The following is a 16750-nucleotide window of genomic DNA, read 5'->3' on the forward strand; positions in this document are numbered from 1 at the left end:
CGGCAGCGGCAGCGGCAGCGGCAGCGGCAGCGGCAGCGGCAGCGGCAGCGGCAGCGGCAGCGGCAGCGGCAGCGGCAGCGGCAGCGGCAGCGGCAGCGGCACGGCTACTCGCGGCGGTACAGCGGCGGCCGCTTCTCCGCGAACGCCCGCGCCCCCTCCTTCGCGTCCGCCGTGTCGAAGACCGGCCACCCCCGCAGCAGCTCCGCCGCCAGGCCCTCCGCCTCCGTCAGCCCGGCGGTCTCGTACACGGAGGCCTTCACCGCCTCCACCGCCAGCGGCCCGCACGCGTTGACCTGCTCCGCGATCTCCAGCGCGGCCTCGAGCGCCGTGCCCGCCGGCACCACCCGCCCGACCAGCCCGATCCGCGCCGCCTCCTCGGCGGAGTACGGGCGTCCGGTCAGCAGCATCTCCAGCGCGTGCGTGCGCGGGATCTGGCGCGGCAGCCGCACCGTGGAGCCGCCGATCGGGAAGAGCCCCCGCTTGACCTCGAACAGCCCGAAGGTGGCCCCCTCCCCCGCCACCCGGATGTCGGTGCCCTGCAGGATCTCCGTCCCGCCGGCCACGCAGTACCCCTCGACCGCCGCGATCACCGGCTTGCGCGGCCGGTGGTGGCGCAGCATCGCCTTCCAGTGCAGGTCGGGGTCGGCCTTGAGGCGGTCCCGGTACTCGTCGCCCGCCATGCCCTTGCCCGCGAGCGCCTTGAGGTCCATGCCGGCACAGAAGTCCCCGCCCGCGCCCGTCAGCACCACCGAGCGGATCTCCTCGTCCGCGTCCGCCTCCAGCCAGCCGTCGTACAGGCCCACCAGAAGCGGCAGCGAGAGCGCGTTCTTCGCCTCGGGCCTGTTCATGGTCAGCACCAGCGTGGCACCGTGCCGCTCCACGGTCAGGTGTTCCGTCCCACCCATTGCCGTCCTCCCGTCTCAAGACCTAGAACAGGTTGCAGTAGGGGCGGGTGCAGTTCAATAGTTTTCTGACACCCAGTCAGATTTCTTGGGCGGCGCCCTTCCCAGTTGCCTTCGGCGGCGCTCTAATGACCGCCGAGCAGACAGCCATGCGCGTCACGCGTCAGGAGGAACGGTGGAGTACAACCTTGCCGACCTGTTCGAGTCGGTCGTGGACGTGGTCCCGGACCGCGAGGCCCTCGTGTACGTGGACCACCCCGGCACCGGCGCCGAGCGCCGCCTCACGTACGCCGAACTGGACACGGCGGCGAACCGGATCGCGCACCACCTGCTCGACAGCGGCCTGAAGGCCGGCGAACACCTGGGCCTGCACCTCTACAACGGGGTCGAATACCTCCAGACCGTACTGGCCTGCCTGAAGGCGCGCCTGGTGCCGGTGAACGTCAACTACCGCTACGTGGAGGAGGAGCTGGTCTACCTCTACAACGACGCCGACCTCGCAGCGCTCGTCTTCGAGGGCGAGTTCACCGAACGGGTCGCGGCCGCGCTCCCGCAGACGACGAAGCTCCGCCACCTGATCAGGGTGGGCCCCACCCCCGAGGGCGCCCCGGAGCCTGCGATCGCTCCCCTCTCCTACGAGGACGCCGAGGCGGCCGGCTCACCCGAGCGGGGGTTCCCGCCGCGCAGCCCCGACGACCTGTTCATCATCTACACCGGCGGTACGACGGGCATGCCCAAGGGCGTGATGTGGCGTGCCGAGGACCTCTTCTTCGCGGGGCTGTTCGGCGGCGAGCCGTCGGGCGAGCCGGTGAAACGGCCCGAGGAACTGGCCGAGCGGGTCGCGGCGCGCGGCGCCGGGCTCACCTTCTTCCCCGCGCCGCCGCTGATGCACGGCACCTCGACGCTGACCTCGTTCGTGGCCTTCAACTACGGCCAGCGGATCGTCATCCACCGCAAGTACGCGCCGGAGGAGGTGCTCCGCACGATCGAGAAGGAGAAGGTCTCCAGCGTCTCCCTCGTCGGCGACGCGATGCTGCGGCCGCTCATCGACGCGCTGAACGGGCCGCTGAAGGGCACGGACCTGTCCTCCCTCTTCAGCGTCTCCTCGTCCGGCGCCATCATGTCGGACACGGTGAAGGCGGAATTCCAGCGGCTGGCGCCGAACGTGCTCCTCCTGAACAACTTCGGCTCCTCCGAATCCGGTTCCAACGGGCGCGCGACGGACGACTCCGGCCCGGAGAAGGGCTTCCGCCTGGAGGTCAACGAGCGCACGCAGGTCGTGGACCCGGTCACGCACGAGCCGGTGCCGGTGGGGGTGCCGGGACGCCTGGCGCAGCGCGGCTACGTGCCGCTCGGCTACTACAACGACCCGGCGAAGACCGCCGAGACGTTCTTCCAGCGGGGTTCGGAACGCTGGGTCCTGCTCGGCGACATGGCGACCGTCGACGAGGACGGCATCGTCACGGTGCTCGGCCGTGGTTCGCAGTGCATCAACACGGGCGGCGAGAAGGTCTACCCGGAGGAGGTCGAGCAGGCGCTGAAGTCCCACCCGGACGTGTACGACGCGCTGGTCGCGGGCGTCGCGGACCCGAAGTGGGGCAACCACGTGGCGGCGGTGGTCCAGGTCCGCGCGGGCGCCCCGGAGCCGACGCTGGACGAGATCCAGTCGCACTGCCGCACGAAGCTCGCGGGGTACAAGATCCCCCGCCAGCTGGTGATCGCCCCGGCCATCCAGCGCTCCCCGAGCGGCAAGGCGGACTACCGCTGGGCCAAGACGATCGCCACGCAAGCGGACACGGCCACCTGACCGGCACTTGAGGCGCACCGGCCCCCCCGGCGGGGCCGAATTCCAGCCCCGCCGGCGTTCGAGGCGCGGGGTCCGGGGCGGAGCCCCGGGGAACGGAGGAAGGGCGGGGCGGGGAGCTGCCCCGCGCAGCGGCACCCGCACCGGCCCCGCCCACCCCGCCCCCTCAGCGGCACCCGCACCCCCACCCGGCCCCGCAGCGGCACGCGCACCCGCACCCGCCGGCCTCAGCGGCCGGAGGCCAGGAACCGCTCCACCCGGGACGAGAACCACACCGCGTCGTCCAGCCACGGAAAGTGCACCGCACCGGGCTGCACGTCCACCACACCCCGCGGGAACAGCGCCGCGAGCTGCCCCGCAAGGGCCGGCCGCGGGTTCCCGTCCAGCCCGCCCGCCAGCACCAGCACCTCCCCGGCGACCCGCCGGAGCCCGGCCCGGGTGGCCGGCGGGTCGAAGGCGCCCGGCCCGGCATAGGCCGCCGCGGCCTTCTCGTTCACCTGCTGGTCACCCGCCGCCCAGTCGGCCCGGGCCGCATCGTCCCAGCGGCCGTAGAACAGCGGTGCGGCCAGGTCCCAGGCCTCGTCGCCGTCGGCGCCGCCGCCGAGGATCCCCTCGTAGGCCTCGATGGCCCGGTCGTACAGCTCGGTGCCCGCCCGCAGTCGGGCCGCCTCCAGCCGGTGTTCCGTGGTGACCGGGAGGTCCACGGCCCAGGCGGTGGGGGTGACCAGGACGATCCGGCGCACCCGGTCGGGGTGCGCGGCCGCGTAGAGCTGGGCGAGGTTGCCGCCGGCGGAGTGCGCGAGGAGGTCCATCCGCTCCAGCCCGAGGTGCACCCGCAGCGCCTCGACGTCCGCGACCTGGCGGTCGACGCGGTACGTCGACTCGTCGGCCGGCATGGCGGAGTCACCCGTCCCGCGCAGGTCGAGCAGGATCAGCCGCCGCCCGGCTCCCAGCCCGCCGAGGTCCCCCAGGTAGGCCGAGGCGCGCATGGCGCCGCCGGGAAGGCACACGAGCGGCTCACCCCCACCCTTGAAGTGGTAGGCGAGCTCGGTCCCGTCATACGTGGTGAAGGTAGGCATGCGGACCATCACAACAGACGATCACTCGTTCGAGTCATTGATTTACCTTGCCGGGACCTGGCAATCTACCGAATGATCGTTCGGTTCATTCAGGATGAGGTGGCGACATGGCGGTGCAGGCGGATCTCCACGACGAAGGGGAGCGGCTGAGCCGCGACGAGCTGGCCTCCCTCCAGTTGAGACGGCTGCGTGCGACCCTGGCCCACGCCTACGAGCGGGTGCCGTTCTACCGGCAGTCCTTCGACAAGGCGGGCGTGCACCCCGACGACTGCCGCTCCCTCGCCGACCTCGCCCTGTTCCCCTTCACCGCCAAGACCGATCTCCGCGACCAGTACCCGTTCGGCATGTTCGCCGTACCGCGCTCCGACGTGCGCCGCATCCACGCCTCCAGCGGCACCACCGGGCGCCCCACGGTGGTCGGGTACACCGACGGGGACCTCTCCACCTGGGCCGACGTGGTGGCCCGGTCCATACGGGCGGCAGGCGGGCGGCCCGGCCAGATCGTGCACATCGCGTACGGCTACGGACTGTTCACCGGCGGCCTCGGTGCGCACTACGGGGCCGAGCGCCTCGGCTGCACGGTCGTGCCCGCTTCGGGCGGGATGACGGACCGGCAGGTCCGGCTCATCGAGGACTTCCGGCCGGAGGTCATCATGGTGACGCCCTCCTACATGCTGACCCTGCTGGACGAGATGGAGCGCCAGGGCATCGATCCGCGCGCCACTTCCCTGCGGACCGGCATCTTCGGCGCGGAGCCGTGGACGGAGGAGATGCGCCGGGAGATCGAAGAACGGCTCGACATCGACGCGGTGGACATATACGGGCTGTCCGAGGTCATGGGCCCGGGCGTGGCCCAGGAGTTCGCTTCGACCAAGGACGGGCTCCACATATGGGAGGACCACTTCTACCCGGAGGTGGTCGACCCGCTGACGGGCGAGGTGCTGCCGGACGGGGAGCCGGGCGAGCTGGTGTTCACCTCCCTCACCAAGGAGGCCATGCCCGTCATCCGCTACCGCACCCGGGATCTGACCCGGCTGCTGCCCGGTACGGCCCGCCCGGCCTTCCGCCGGATGGAGAAGATCACGGGCCGCAGCGACGACATGATCATCCTGCGCGGGGTGAACATGTATCCGACCCAGGTCGAGGAGATCCTGCTGCGGACGGCCGGGCTGGCTCCGCACTTCCAGCTGCGGCTGACCACGGAGGGCCGGCTGGATGCACTGACGGTGCGGGTGGAGGCCCGCCGGGAGACGGATGCGGACCGCAGGGCGGCCGCGGCCGCCGAGGTGGTCCGGGCCGTCAAGGAAGGCATCGGGGTCTCCGTCCGGGTGGAGGTCGTCGACCCCGAGACCCTGGAGCGTTCGGTCGGGAAGATCAAGCGGCTGGTGGATCTGCGGGGCGCCGGGGCGGAATGAGACGCGCCCGGGGGCGGGTGAAACCACCCTTTCGGGCCCACTTCGGGATGTCTTCCGGGAGGCAGGCTGCCCGCGCGGGTAGGGCATGAGGCGTGACCTCGATCATCCGGCAGCTCTACGACCGGCTCCAGGGCTCCCCTGCCGGTCTGGCCTGGAGCCGCGGCCGGGAGATGGAGCTCATGCACCGGGCGATGGGCTTCGCGGCCCTCGGCTTCCTCACCCTGGTGCCGCTGCTGATCGTGGTGGCCGCCGCCGCACCCGGCAGCGGTTCGGGGTTCGGCCGCTGGCTCGGCCAGGCGCTCGGGGTGACCCGGGCCTCCCGTGCCCGGGTCGAGCTGCTGTTCGGCGCGGCGGACCTGGCGCTGGAGCGGACCACCGCCTTCGGACTCGCTGCGCTGGCCGTCTTCGGCCTGACCTTCGGATCCGCCGTGCAGACCGGCTACGAGAAGGTCTGGGACCTGCCGACCGCCCGTTGGCACACCATGTGGCGGCACGTCGTCTGGCTGGCCCTGCTGGTCTGCTACCTCGCCCTGCTGGTGGAGATCCCCGCACCGTCGCACCGCATCCTCGGCACGGTCGTGGGCATCCTGGGCGACCTGGTCGGCACCTGCCTGTTCTTCGTCGCTTCGCAGCGGCTGCTGCTCTGCGGCCGGGTCCGCTGGCGCGCGCTGGTGCCGGGTGCGCTCGCCACCAGCCTCGGGCTGCTCGGGCTGCGGGTCTTCTCCCAGCTGGTGTTCTCCCCGCTGATCGCGTCGAACGCGGTGATCTACGGCCCGTTCGGCACCCTGCTGGTCGTGCAGTCCTGGCTGGTCGGAGTGGGCTTCGTGGTCTACGGCGGGGCGCTCGTCGGACGCCTCGTCCACGAACACCTCACGCTGACCCGCCTGCGGCGAACCGGACTCCTCCCCTCCGAGGGCGACCCCGGCGGCGACCCCGGCGGCGGCCCCGGCGGCGGCCCTTCCCATGATCCCGAAACCGGCTGACCACACCGCTCCACGGATGGCAGGATCGGTCCGCACCGCCGTCAACAGGCTTCACGCACAGGGGGATTGATGACAAAGCAGCATGCCGTGAGCGAACCTGCCGGCCGGGTCTGGCTGATCACCGGGGCCTCGTCCGGCTTCGGCAGGACCCTCACCGAGGCCGCGCTCGCGGCCGGTGACACCGTGGTCGCGGCGGCCCGCCGCACCCAGCCGCTCGAAGCGCTGGCGGCCGGACACCCGGAGCGGCTCCTGCCGCTCGCCGTGGACGTCGCGGACACGGCGCGCGCCGAGGAGGCCGTCGCGGAGGCCGTGGACCGCTTCGGCCGGATCGACGTCCTGGTCAACAACGCGGGCCGGGGTCTGATCGGGGCCGTGGAGGAAACCTCGGACGCCGAACTGCGGGACCTGATGGACCTGCACTTCTTCGGCCCGGCGGCGCTCACCCGGGCCGCGCTGCCCCACATGCGGGCCCGCAAGTCGGGTGCCGTCGTGCAGATGAGCAGCATGGGCGGACGGCTGTCGTTCCCCGGGGTCGGGGCGTACTCGGCGACGAAGTTCGCCCTCGAGGGCCTGACCGAGGCGCTCGCCGGCGAGGTCGCGGCCTTCGGCATCAAGGCGCTGATCGTGGAGCCGGGTGCGTTCCGTACCGGCTTCGCGGGCGGGGCCGCGCTGCAGCAGACCGCCACCGAGCTCGAGGCCTACGCGGACACGGTGGGCGGGGTGCGGGCGGGTCTGCCGGACAGCGACGGCAAGCAGCCCGGCGACCCCGTCAAGGCGGCCGCCGCGATCCTCGCCGCGTTGGACGCCGAGCACACGCCGCTGCGGCTCGCGCTGGGCAACGACGCGCTCGACGCGATCCTGGCCCACGCGGATGCGGCTCGCGCCGAGGCCCTGGCCTGGGAGCCGACGAGCCGGGGCACGGACTTCGAGGCCTGACCCCACCCCCGGCTTCCCGCCCCGATCCCGGGACGGGAAGCCGAACCTCGCGGTCGGCCCCGACACCGGGACCCGAGCCCTGGGCCGGAGCCGGAGCCAAGGACGGGGAGCCCGGGACCGGAATCGGGGCCGGAATCGGGGCCGGAAGCCCAGGGCCGAGGCCCGGGGGCGGAGTCCCTCACGCCACTCGGGGCCGGGGCCAAGGGTTGTCAACCCCGGTCGGGGCCAGGGCCGAGGCCCGGACCTCTTCGCCCCGGCCGGGGCCAGGGCCGGGGGCCAAGTCGGGGCCGAGCCGGGGCCAGGGCCGATGGCCGGGGCCAGGGCCGAGGCCAGGGCCGGGGCGGGGGCCGGGGCCGGGGGCTGGGCGGCGGGGGTCAGTGGGAGTCGGCCGGCGGGCGTTCGGCGAAGCGGTCGCGGAGTTCGCGCTTGAGGATCTTGCCGCTGGCGTTTCGCGGGAGGGCGTCCACGAACAGGACCTGCTTCGGGGCCTTGAAGTGGGCCAGCTTCTCGCGCGCGTACGCCATCAGGTCCGCCTCCGTGACCTCCCCGCGCGGTACCACCACGGCCGTCACCGCCTCGATCCACCGCTCGTCAGGCAGCCCGACCACTGCCGCCTCCGCCACCCCCGGGTGCGTGTACAGCACGTCCTCGACCTGCCGGGAGGCGACGAGCACCCCGCCCGAGTTGATGACGTCCTTGACCCGGTCCACGACCGTGAAGTAGCCCTCCGCATCGCGCACCGCGAGGTCGCCCGAGCGGAACCAGCCGTCCCGGAAGGCCTTCTCCGTGGCCTCGGGATCGTTCCAGTACCCGCGGCACAGCTGCGGCGAGCGGTAGACCACCTCGCCCGCCGTCCCGGCCGGCACGTCCTTGCCGTCCTCGTCGACGACCTTCGCCTCCACGTGCCGTACCGTCCGCCCGCAGGAGTCCATCCGCCCCTCGTGCTCGTCCGGCCCCAGCACCGTGGCCAGCGGGCCGATCTCGCTCTGTCCGAAGCAGTTGTAGAACCCCAGCCCGGGCAGCCGCTCGCGCAGCCGCTCCAGGACCGGCACCGGCATGATCGAGGCGCCGTAGTACGCCTTGCGCAGGGCTCCGAGGTCGCGCCGCCCGAAGTCGGCGTGGTTGGCCAGGCCGATCCACACGGTCGGCGGGGCGAAGAGACTGTCCGCCTCCCCCGCCTCCACGAGGTCGAAGACCTCCTCCGCGACCGGCGCGTCCAGGATGGTGTTGCTCGCCCCCACCGCCAGGTACGGCAGCAGGAAGACGTGCATCTGCGCCGAGTGGTAGAGCGGCAGCGAGTGGACCGGCCGGTCCTCCTCGGCCAGGTCCAGCGCCTCGATCGCGCTCTCGTACTCGTGCGCGAGCGCCCGGTGCGTCATCATCGCGCCCTTGGGCAGGGCCGTGGTCCCGGAGGTGTACAGCAGCTGCGCCAGCGCGTCCGGTTCGCTCCGGCCCCCGAAGGGCAGCGGCTCGGCGAGTTCGGCCAGGAAGGATCCCCCGGCGTCCCGCAGCGGCCGTACCCGGTACCCGTCGGGGATCCGCGCGGCGAGGTCCGGATCGGCGAGGACCAGGGCGCTGGCGCTGTTGTCCAGGATGTACGTCAGGTCCTCGCCGGCGAGGTTCTGGTTGACCGGGACGTGCGTGAGCCCGGCGCGGGCGCAGGCGAGGAAGGCGAGCAGGTAGGCGTCGGAGTTGTGGGCGAAGGTCGCGACCCGGTCGCCCTCCGACAGCCCGTACCGCTCCCGCAGGACGGCTGCGCCGGTGGTGGCGGCCCCGTCGAGTTCCGCGTAGGTCCAGGTCCGCTCGCGGTAGCGGACGGCGACCCGGTCGGGCACCCGGTGCGCGCTGTGGCGTACCAGTCCGTCCACCGTCCGGTCCCGCACCGCCCGCTGCGCGCCGTCCCCGCCCTCGACCGGTCCTGCGGGCCCTGCCTGCACTGGCTGCCCTGCCTGCACTGCCTGATCTGGCGTCATGGCGCGATCCTCATGCCCCGTACGCCCAAGGTCAATAACCGGGATACCGAACGGGATGTTGACAGATCATCGGACCGCCTGCATGAGTGTGGGGGCACCGACGCACCGCCTGCCCCACGGGCAACCACGCCCATCCGAAGGCTACTTGGGAGGCACGTTGCACCTCAGGACCCGTCCGATACTCCGGCGCGTCGCCCTCGCCGGCGCCGCGCTGCTCGCCGCCGCGGCCGCGGCGCCCCAGGCCTCGGCGGCGACCGGGGAGCGGAACCCGTCCGGCGGCGGCCTGTCCGCCGTCATCCGCTACACCGAGAACGGCATTCCGCACATCCTCGCCCAGGACTACGCGCACCTCGGCTTCGGGACCGGCTGGGCGCAGGCCGCCGACCAGGTGTGCGTGCTCGCCGACGGGTTCGTGACCCTCGCCGGGGAGCGCTCCCGCTGGTTCGGCCCGGACGCCGCGCCCGACGGATCGCTCTCCTCCGCCACCCGGAACCTCTCCAGCGACCTGTACTTCAAGGGCGTCCGGGAATCCGGCACGGTGGAGCGGCTCCTCGCGACGCCCGCTCCGGCCGGCCCGGGCAAGGACCTGAAGGAGCTGATGCGCGGCTGGGCCGCCGGGTACAACGCCTGGCTCGCCCAGAACAGGATCACCGACCCGGCGTGCAAGGGCGCCGCCTGGGTCCGCCCGGTCACCGCCACCGACGTGGCCGCCCGCGGCTTCGCCGTCTCCGTCCTCGGCGGCCAGGGCCGCGGCATCGACGCCATCACGGCCGCGCAGCCGCCGGTCGCCCCCGCGGCCGCCGCCCGCACCACGGCCCCGCAACAGACCGATCCGGCGGACGCGGCGGAGGCGGCGCGGGAGTTCTTCGACACCTCCCGCTACGACATGGGCTCGAACGCCGTGGCCTTCGCCGGCTCCACCACCGCGTCCGGCCGGGGGCTGCTGCTCGGGAACCCGCACTACCCGTGGCAGGGCGGGCGCCGCTTCTGGCAGTCGCAGCAGACCATTCCGGGCGAACTGAACGTCTCGGGCGGCTCCCTGCTCGGCACCCCCGTGGTCAGCATCGGCTTCAACGAGAAGGTGGCCTGGAGCCACACGGTGGCCACCGGCACCCCGGTCAACCTGCACCAGCTCACCCTCGACCCGGCCGATCCGACGGCCTACCTGGTCGACGGCAAGCCGGAGGCGATGACCCGGCGCACCGTCACCGTCCCGGTGGCGGGCGGCGATCCGGTGACCCGCACCCAGTGGTGGACCCGCTACGGGCCGGTGATCACGGGGCTCGGCCCGGGCCTGCCGCTGCCCTGGACCCCGCAGACGGCGTACGCGCTGAACGACCCCAACGCGGCGAACCTGCGCGGCTCCGACACCGCCCTGGCCATGGGCAAGGCCCGCTCGGTCGCCGGGATCCAGGAGGCCCTGGCCCGCACCCAGGGGCTGCCCTGGGTGAACACGGTGGCCGCCGATTCCGCGGGCGGCACCCTCTTCACCCAGTCCCAGGTGGTCCCCCGGATCACGGACGAGCTCGCCGCCCGCTGCTCCACCCCGCTGGGCCGGGCCACGTATCCGGCCTCGGGGCTGGCGGTGCTGGACGGGGCGCGCGCCGACTGCGCGCCCGGCACGGATCCGGACGCGGTGCAGCCGGGCGTGTTCGGCCCGGGGAAGGCACCGACGCTGCGGGACGCCCCGTACGCCGAGAACTCCAACGACAGTGCCTGGCTGGCCAATGCCGACCGGCCGCTGACCGGCTACGAGCGGATCTGGGGCAATGTCTCCACGCCCCGGTCGATGCGCACGCGCGGTGCGGTCGAGGACGTGTCGGCGATGGCCGCCAGGGGCGGGCTGACGGTGGCCGACCTGGAGCGGCAGCAGTTCGCCGACCGGGTGCCCGCGGGTGACCTGGCGGCGGCCGACGCGGCGAAGGCCTGCGCCGCGCTGCCCGGAGGTACGGCCACGGCGGGCGACGGCACGGCGGTGGACGTCTCGGCGGCCTGCGGAGTGCTGGCCGGGTGGGACCGTACGGCCGACGCCTCCAGCCGGGGCGCGCTGTTCTTCGACCGGTTCTGGCGCAGACTGACGGCCTCGACGGCGCCCAAGGACCTGTGGCTGGTGCCGTTCTCGGCGGCCGATCCCGTCCGCACCCCCCGGACGCTCAACCAGACGGTGCCGGGCATCGGCCGTGCGCTCGCGGACACGGTGGTGGAGCTGAAGGCCGCCGGGATCGCCCTGGACGCGCCGCTGGGCGAGCACCAGTTCGTGGTCCGCGGGGGCCGGAAGCTCCCGGTGGGCGGCGGCACGGAGGCCCTCGGCGTCTGGAACAAGATCGAGGCGCCGTGGAACGCGGCGGCCGGCGGCTACCCGGAGGTCGTGCACGGCTCCAGCCACATCCAGGCGGTCGGCTGGGACGGCAGCCGCTGCCCGGTGGCCCGCACCCTGCTGACGTACAGCCAGTCCTCGAACCCGGACTCGCCGTACTACGCGGACCAGACCCGGCTGTTCTCGGCGGAGCGCTGGGTGACCTCGCGGTTCTGCGAGCGGGACATCCTCACCTCGCCGAAGCTGAAGGTGGTGTGGCCGCGCGAGCGGCGCTGACGGCCGCCGCACCCTGTTCCCGGCCGTGCCGTCTACGGGCTCACGGCCAGGAACAGGTACGCGGCCAGCACCACGAGGTGGACCCCGCCCTGCAGCAGGGTGGCGCGGCCCGGGGCGATGGTGAGGGCGCTGAGCACGACGGTGAGGGCGAGCAGCACCATGTGGGTCGGCCCCAGGCCCAGCAGCAGCGGCCCCGAGAGCCAGACCGAGGCCAGTGCGATGGCGGGGATGGTCAGCCCGATGCTGGCGATGGAGGATCCGTAGGCCAGGTTGAGGCTGGTCTGGACGCGGTCGCGGCGGGCTGCCCGGACCGCGGCCAGGGTCTCGGGCAGCAGCACGAGCAGGGCGATGATCACACCGACGACGGCGTTCGGCAGGCCGGCGTCCGCCACGCCCTTCTCGATGGTCGGGGAGACGGACTTGGCGTCGCCGACCACCGCGACGAGCGCGACGAGCAGCAGGCCGACGCTGATCAGGGCGGCGCGCGGGGTGGGCCGCTCGGCCTCGTCGTCGCCGTCCCCGGCCCCGTCCCCGGTCGCGCCCGCCGCGCCGGTCGGGCGTTCGGCCTCCACGGGCAGGAAGTACGACCGGTGACGGACCGTCTGGACGGCGATGAAGAGGCCGTACAGGGCGAGCGAGGCGACGGCCGCGAAGGTGAGCTGGGCGGTGGAGAACTCCGGTCCGGGCTTGCTGGTCGTGAAGGTCGGCAGCACCAGGCTGAGGGTGGCGAGGGTCGCGACGGTGGCGAGTGCCGCGCCGGAGCCCTCGGCGTTGAAGACGGCGACCCGGTTGCGCAGCGCGCCCACGAACAGGGACAGGCCGACGATGCCGTTGCAGGTGATCATGACGGCGGCGAACACCGTGTCCCTGGCGAGCGAGGCGGTCTTGTCACCGCCGTCGGCCATCAGGGTGACGATCAGTGCCACTTCGATGACGGTGACGGCGACGGCGAGCACGAGGGAGCCGAAGGGTTCGCCGACCCGGTGGGCCACGACCTCGGCGTGGTGGACGGCCGCCAGCACCGCGCCCGCGAGGCAGAGCGCGACCAGGACCACCCCGAGCGAGGGCAGCTCGCGTCCCCAGCTGAAGACGAGGGCGACGAGCGCCACCACGGGGACCAGGACGGTCCAGTCGGTCAGGGGCGATTTGCGGGTTGCCGTACTCATATACGCCAACTTGCCAGAACCATCCCTCCACTGCGGCGCAAGGAGCCCTTCCGGGGCCCTGACGTGTCCCTTCTCACGCGTCACCGGGCGTGGCGGGGCCGCCCGTCCGGTGGTCCGCCCCAGACTGGGGCATGGCTTCAGCGGATGCGCCGTCACCCTGGTCCGAGGACGATCTGGCCGAGTTCCACCGCATCGTCCTGTGGGCATTGCTGCGCTGCGTCTCCCCGCCGCCGGGGGCGGAAGAGCACTGCTCGGGCCGGCCCGTGCGCGGGGTCCTGTGGCCCCCGGGCCGGCCGGAGCACACCCGCATCGTCCTGTGGGACGGCCACGACACGGCGACGTCGGTCGCCTACGACCTGCCGCTGCTCGCCCCCGACGGCTCCAACGTGCCGTGGAGCGCGATCATCGGGATGCTGCGGCAGCTGGCCTCGGGCCCGGGCGCGGCGGAGCTCGCCGCAGCGGGCCCGGTGGCCCGGGACGGCCTGGGCATTCCCGTCGTCGACGCCGGTGCCGAGGCCTCACGGTTCCAGGAGGAGCCCTCGTACGATCTCACCGACGCGCTGCACGCCGCCGTTTCCATGGTCGGGCCCTACGCGTGGGAGCCCGAGCCGGAGCGCGAGGAGCTGCTCACCGGCTTCGTACTGCTCGACACCGGCACGGTGCGGATGTACATGGACCGGCCCCAGGGTCCGCCGGGGCGGATCGGCCTGGACTTCTCGCTGCGGGACGACGCGGGCCGGGTCCGGGAGGGGTTCACCGGGACGATGGCCGCCGTGCCCTCCCTCCTGCGGGACGACCTGTCCTGGGCCCGCTCCCCGGCCGAAGACCCCTACTGCGTCGCCGTGTACGACCTCACCCACTGGTGAGACGGCGCCGGGTCACATGGCCCGGTCGTGGCCCTCCCAGTACGGGTCGCGCAGCCGCCGCTTGTACAGCTTGCCGTTCGGGTCGCGCGGCATCGTCCCGATGAAGTCGAGCGTCTTGGGGCGCTTGTAACCGGCGAGCTGCCGCTCGCAGTGCTGGAGGATCTCGGCGGCCAGCGCGTCGCCCGCCTCGAAGCCCTCCGCCGGTTCGATGACGGCCTTGACCTCCTCGCCCCAGTCGGCGTGCGGAATGCCGAAGGCGGCGGCGTCCGCGACCGCCGGGTGGGTGAGCAGGGCCGACTCGATCTCGGCCGGGTAGATGTTGACCCCGCCGGAGATGATCATGTCGATCTTGCGGTCGCGGAGGAAGAGGTACCCCTCCTCGTCCATCAGCCCGAGGTCGCCGACGGTGAAGAAGTCGCCGATGCGGTTCTTCTTCGTCTTGCCCTCGTCCTTGTGGTAGCTGAAGCCGCCGGTCTTCATCTTCATGTAGACGGTGCCCAGTTCACCGGGGGGCAGCCGGTTGCCGTCGTCGTCGAAGACGGCGAGTTCGCTGATCGGCCAGGCCTTGCCGACGGTTCCGGGCTTCTTCAGCCAGTCCTCGGCGGTGGCGAAGGCGCCGCCGCCCTCGCTCGCCGCGTAGTACTCCTCCACGCAGGTGCCCCACCAGTCGATCATGGCCCGCTTGACGTGGTCGGGGCAGGGCGCGGCGCCGTGGATGGCGTGCCGCATCGAGGAGACGTCGTACGCGTCCTTCGTGGCCTGCGGGAGCGCGAGGAGCCGGTGGAACTGGGTCGGGACCATGTGGGTGTGGGTGCAGGCCCGCGCGTCGATCAGGCGCAGCATCTCCTCGGGGGCCCACTTGTCCATCAGGACCAGCGGGTGCCCGATGTGCAGGGCCGCGCCCGCGAACTGGAGCACCGCGGTGTGGTAGAGCGGCGAGCAGACCAGGTGGACGTTGTCGTCGAAGGGGCGGATGCCGAAGATGCCGAGGAAGCCGCCGAGGTAGGTCTCCTCGGGGAGCTTGCCGGGCAGCGGGCGGCGGATCCCGCGGGGGCGGCCGGTGGTGCCGGAGGTGTAGTTCATGACCCAGCCGAGGGTGCGGTCCGCAGGGGGCGCGGCGGGCTGCCCCTCCAGGAGTTCCGCGTACGGGCGGAAGCCCGGGACGGCTCCGACGGCGTAGCGGTGGCTCGCGGGCAGGCCCGCCTCGTCGGCCGCGGCGGTGGCGGCGTCGGCGAAGCGCTCGTGGGCGACGAGGACCTTGGCGCCGGAGTCGGAGACGATCCAGGCGATCTCGGGGCCCACGAGGTGGTGGTTGACGGGGACGAGGTAGAACCCGGCCTGGGCGGCGGCGAGGTAGGCCGTCAGGAACTCGACGCCGTTGGGCAGCACGACCGCGAAGACGTCGCCCTGCTCCAGACCCGCGGCGCGCAGGCCGTGGACGAGCCGGTTGACGTCGGCGTGCAGTCGGCCCGCGGTCCATTCCTCGCCCTCGGGGCTGACGAGTACGGTCCGCCCGGGGTCTGCGGCGGCCTGGGCCCAGAAGCCGTTGGGGGGCTGGTCGGTCACGCTGATCACGCCTCTCGGACTCGGCCTGCGATGCGGTTGATGCGGTCGATGGCTCGTTCGAAACCACTGGTGAGGTCGTCGAAGACGGCCTGGACGCTGCGCTCTTCGTTCATCCGGCCCACGATCTGGCCGACGGGGGTGCCGAGGAGCGGCTGCACCTCGTACTTCTGGATCCGCGAGACGGCTTCGGCGACGAGCAGCCCCTGGAGCGGCATGGGGAGGGCGCCCGGGCCCTGCGGGTCGTCCCAGGCGTCGGTCCACTCGGTGCGCAGCTGGCGGGCGGGCTTGCCGGTGAGCGCGCGGGAGCGGACGGTGTCGCCGGAGCCGGCGGCGAGCAGCTTCTCGGTGAGGGCCCGGGAGTGCAGGTCGGCCTCGGTGGTGGTGAGCCAGAGGGAGCCGAGCCAGGCCCCCTGGGCGCCGAGGGCGAGTCCGGCGGCGATCTGCTCGCCGCTGCCGATACCGCCGGCGGCGAGGACCGGGAGCGGGGCGACGGCTTCGGCGATCTCGGGGACCAGGACCATGGTGGAGATGTCGCCGGTGTGGCCGCCGGCCTCGTAGCCCTGGGCGACGACGATGTCGATGCCGGCTTCGGCGTGACGGCGGGCGTGCTTGGCGCTGCCGGCGAGGGCGGCGACGAGGACCCCGTGCTCGTGGGCGCGGGCGATGACGTCGGCGGGCGGGGAACCGAGGGCGTTCGCCAGGAGTTTGATGGGGTAGTCGAAGGCGACGTCGAGCTGGTTGCGGGCGACCTGCTCCATCCATCCGGTGATCCGCCAGCCGGAGGCCTCGCCCTCGGGGAGCTCGGGCACGTGGTGCTTGGCGAGGGTGTCGCGGACGAAGGCGCGGTGCGCAGCCGGGATCATCGCCTCGATGTCGGCTTCGCTGATGCCGTCGACGGCCTTCTTGGCGGGCATCACGACGTCGAGGCCGTAGGGCTTGCCGTCGGTGTGCTCCTGCATCCAGTCGAGGTCGCGCTTGAGGTCGTCGGGAGCGGTGTAGCGGACCGCTCCGAGCACGCCGAACCCGCCCGCGCGGGTGATGGCAGCGGCGACCGCCGGGAAGGGCGTGAAGCCGAAGATGGCGTGCTCGACTCCCAGTTTCTTGCTCAGCTCCGTCTCCATGGGCGGCAGGATGCCGCAGCCCGGTCATCGAGGGAAGAGATTTTCTGATGCAGTGTCAGATTCTTTACAGGCCTGTCGATGGGGAGGTCGCCCGCAGGGCGGGCACATACCCACTAACGTGCGGGCACAGCCGTCCCCGCGGGCACTCCCACCCGACGTCACCGACCCGCTCAACCCCGCCACCACGCAAGGCGGGACCACACCCGGCCCCGCCACCACATGAGGCCGGACCGCACTCGGGCCCGCCGCCACATGAGGCCGGACCGCACTCGGCCCCGCCGCCACACAGCGCGGGACCCCACCCGGCCCCGCCGGCTTGGAGGCGGGCCATGTACGACCTCGCCGC

At 73.0% G+C, this 16750-nt stretch carries 12 protein-coding genes; 6 read left to right on the forward strand and 6 right to left on the reverse strand.

Annotated elements, in window-relative coordinates:
• Window positions 1-104: 104 nt before the first annotated feature.
• Window positions 105-905 (reverse strand): crotonase/enoyl-CoA hydratase family protein, encoded by an 801-nt coding sequence (locus ACIGFK_RS27895; protein ID WP_376659894.1) that lies wholly within the window; start codon window positions 903-905, stop codon window positions 105-107.
• Between the two features lie 172 nt (window positions 906-1077).
• Between ACIGFK_RS27895 and ACIGFK_RS27900 the strand changes: the two genes are divergently transcribed.
• Complete coding sequence (locus ACIGFK_RS27900; RefSeq protein WP_376659895.1) at window positions 1078-2709, forward strand: acyl-CoA synthetase; 1632 nt, start codon at window positions 1078-1080, stop codon at window positions 2707-2709.
• Between the two features lie 224 nt (window positions 2710-2933).
• Here ACIGFK_RS27900 and ACIGFK_RS27905 read toward each other — a convergent pair whose 3' ends face one another.
• Window positions 2934-3785, reverse strand: coding sequence for an alpha/beta fold hydrolase (locus tag ACIGFK_RS27905; protein WP_400054019.1), 852 nt, complete (start codon window positions 3783-3785; stop codon window positions 2934-2936).
• Window positions 3786-3892: 107 nt separating this feature from the next.
• Here ACIGFK_RS27905 and paaK point away from each other — a divergent pair, with 107 nt between their 5' ends.
• The 3 genes from paaK (at window position 3893) to ACIGFK_RS27920 (ending at window position 7119) form a co-directional block, all read left to right on the forward strand.
• Window positions 3893-5200, forward strand: coding sequence for a phenylacetate--CoA ligase PaaK (paaK, locus tag ACIGFK_RS27910; RefSeq protein ID WP_376659897.1), 1308 nt, complete (start codon window positions 3893-3895; stop codon window positions 5198-5200).
• Window positions 5201-5292: 92 nt separating this feature from the next.
• Window positions 5293-6183, forward strand: coding sequence for a YhjD/YihY/BrkB family envelope integrity protein (locus tag ACIGFK_RS27915; protein WP_400054021.1), 891 nt, complete (start codon window positions 5293-5295; stop codon window positions 6181-6183).
• Between the two features lie 69 nt (window positions 6184-6252).
• Window positions 6253-7119, forward strand: coding sequence for an oxidoreductase (locus ACIGFK_RS27920; protein ID WP_400054023.1), 867 nt, complete (start codon window positions 6253-6255; stop codon window positions 7117-7119).
• A 374-nt stretch (window positions 7120-7493) separates the two neighbouring features.
• Here ACIGFK_RS27920 and ACIGFK_RS27925 read toward each other — a convergent pair whose 3' ends face one another.
• Complete coding sequence (locus tag ACIGFK_RS27925; protein WP_376659900.1) at window positions 7494-9092, reverse strand: fatty acyl-CoA synthetase; 1599 nt, start codon at window positions 9090-9092, stop codon at window positions 7494-7496.
• 157 nt (window positions 9093-9249) lie between these two features.
• Here ACIGFK_RS27925 and ACIGFK_RS27930 point away from each other — a divergent pair, with 157 nt between their 5' ends.
• The gene (locus ACIGFK_RS27930) at window positions 9250-11685 is read left to right on the forward strand and encodes a penicillin acylase family protein (protein ID WP_376659901.1); all 2436 of its coding nucleotides are present in this window, start codon (window positions 9250-9252) and stop codon (window positions 11683-11685) included.
• A 32-nt stretch (window positions 11686-11717) separates the two neighbouring features.
• Here the strand turns inward: ACIGFK_RS27930 and ACIGFK_RS27935 are convergent, their stop codons facing one another.
• On the reverse strand, window positions 11718-12851 hold the full coding sequence (locus ACIGFK_RS27935) for a calcium:proton antiporter (protein ID WP_376659902.1): 1134 nt from the start codon (window positions 12849-12851) through the stop codon (window positions 11718-11720).
• Window positions 12852-12982: 131 nt separating this feature from the next.
• Here ACIGFK_RS27935 and ACIGFK_RS27940 point away from each other — a divergent pair, with 131 nt between their 5' ends.
• A complete protein-coding gene (locus ACIGFK_RS27940; protein ID WP_400054026.1) occupies window positions 12983-13717 on the forward strand; it encodes a hypothetical protein in 735 nt (244 codons plus the stop codon).
• 12 nt (window positions 13718-13729) lie between these two features.
• Here ACIGFK_RS27940 and ACIGFK_RS27945 read toward each other — a convergent pair whose 3' ends face one another.
• A complete protein-coding gene (locus ACIGFK_RS27945) occupies window positions 13730-15283 on the reverse strand; it encodes an acyl-CoA synthetase (protein WP_376659904.1) in 1554 nt (517 codons plus the stop codon).
• A gap of 5 nt (window positions 15284-15288) precedes the next feature.
• Window positions 15289-16404, reverse strand: coding sequence for an NAD(P)H-dependent flavin oxidoreductase (locus ACIGFK_RS27950; protein ID WP_376659905.1), 1116 nt, complete (start codon window positions 16402-16404; stop codon window positions 15289-15291).
• Window positions 16405-16750 lie beyond the last annotated feature (346 nt).

It is taken from the genome of Streptomyces sp. NPDC085524 (assembly GCF_044541755.1).
In the GTDB taxonomy this organism is placed as follows: Bacteria; Actinomycetota; Actinomycetes; order Streptomycetales; family Streptomycetaceae; genus Streptomyces.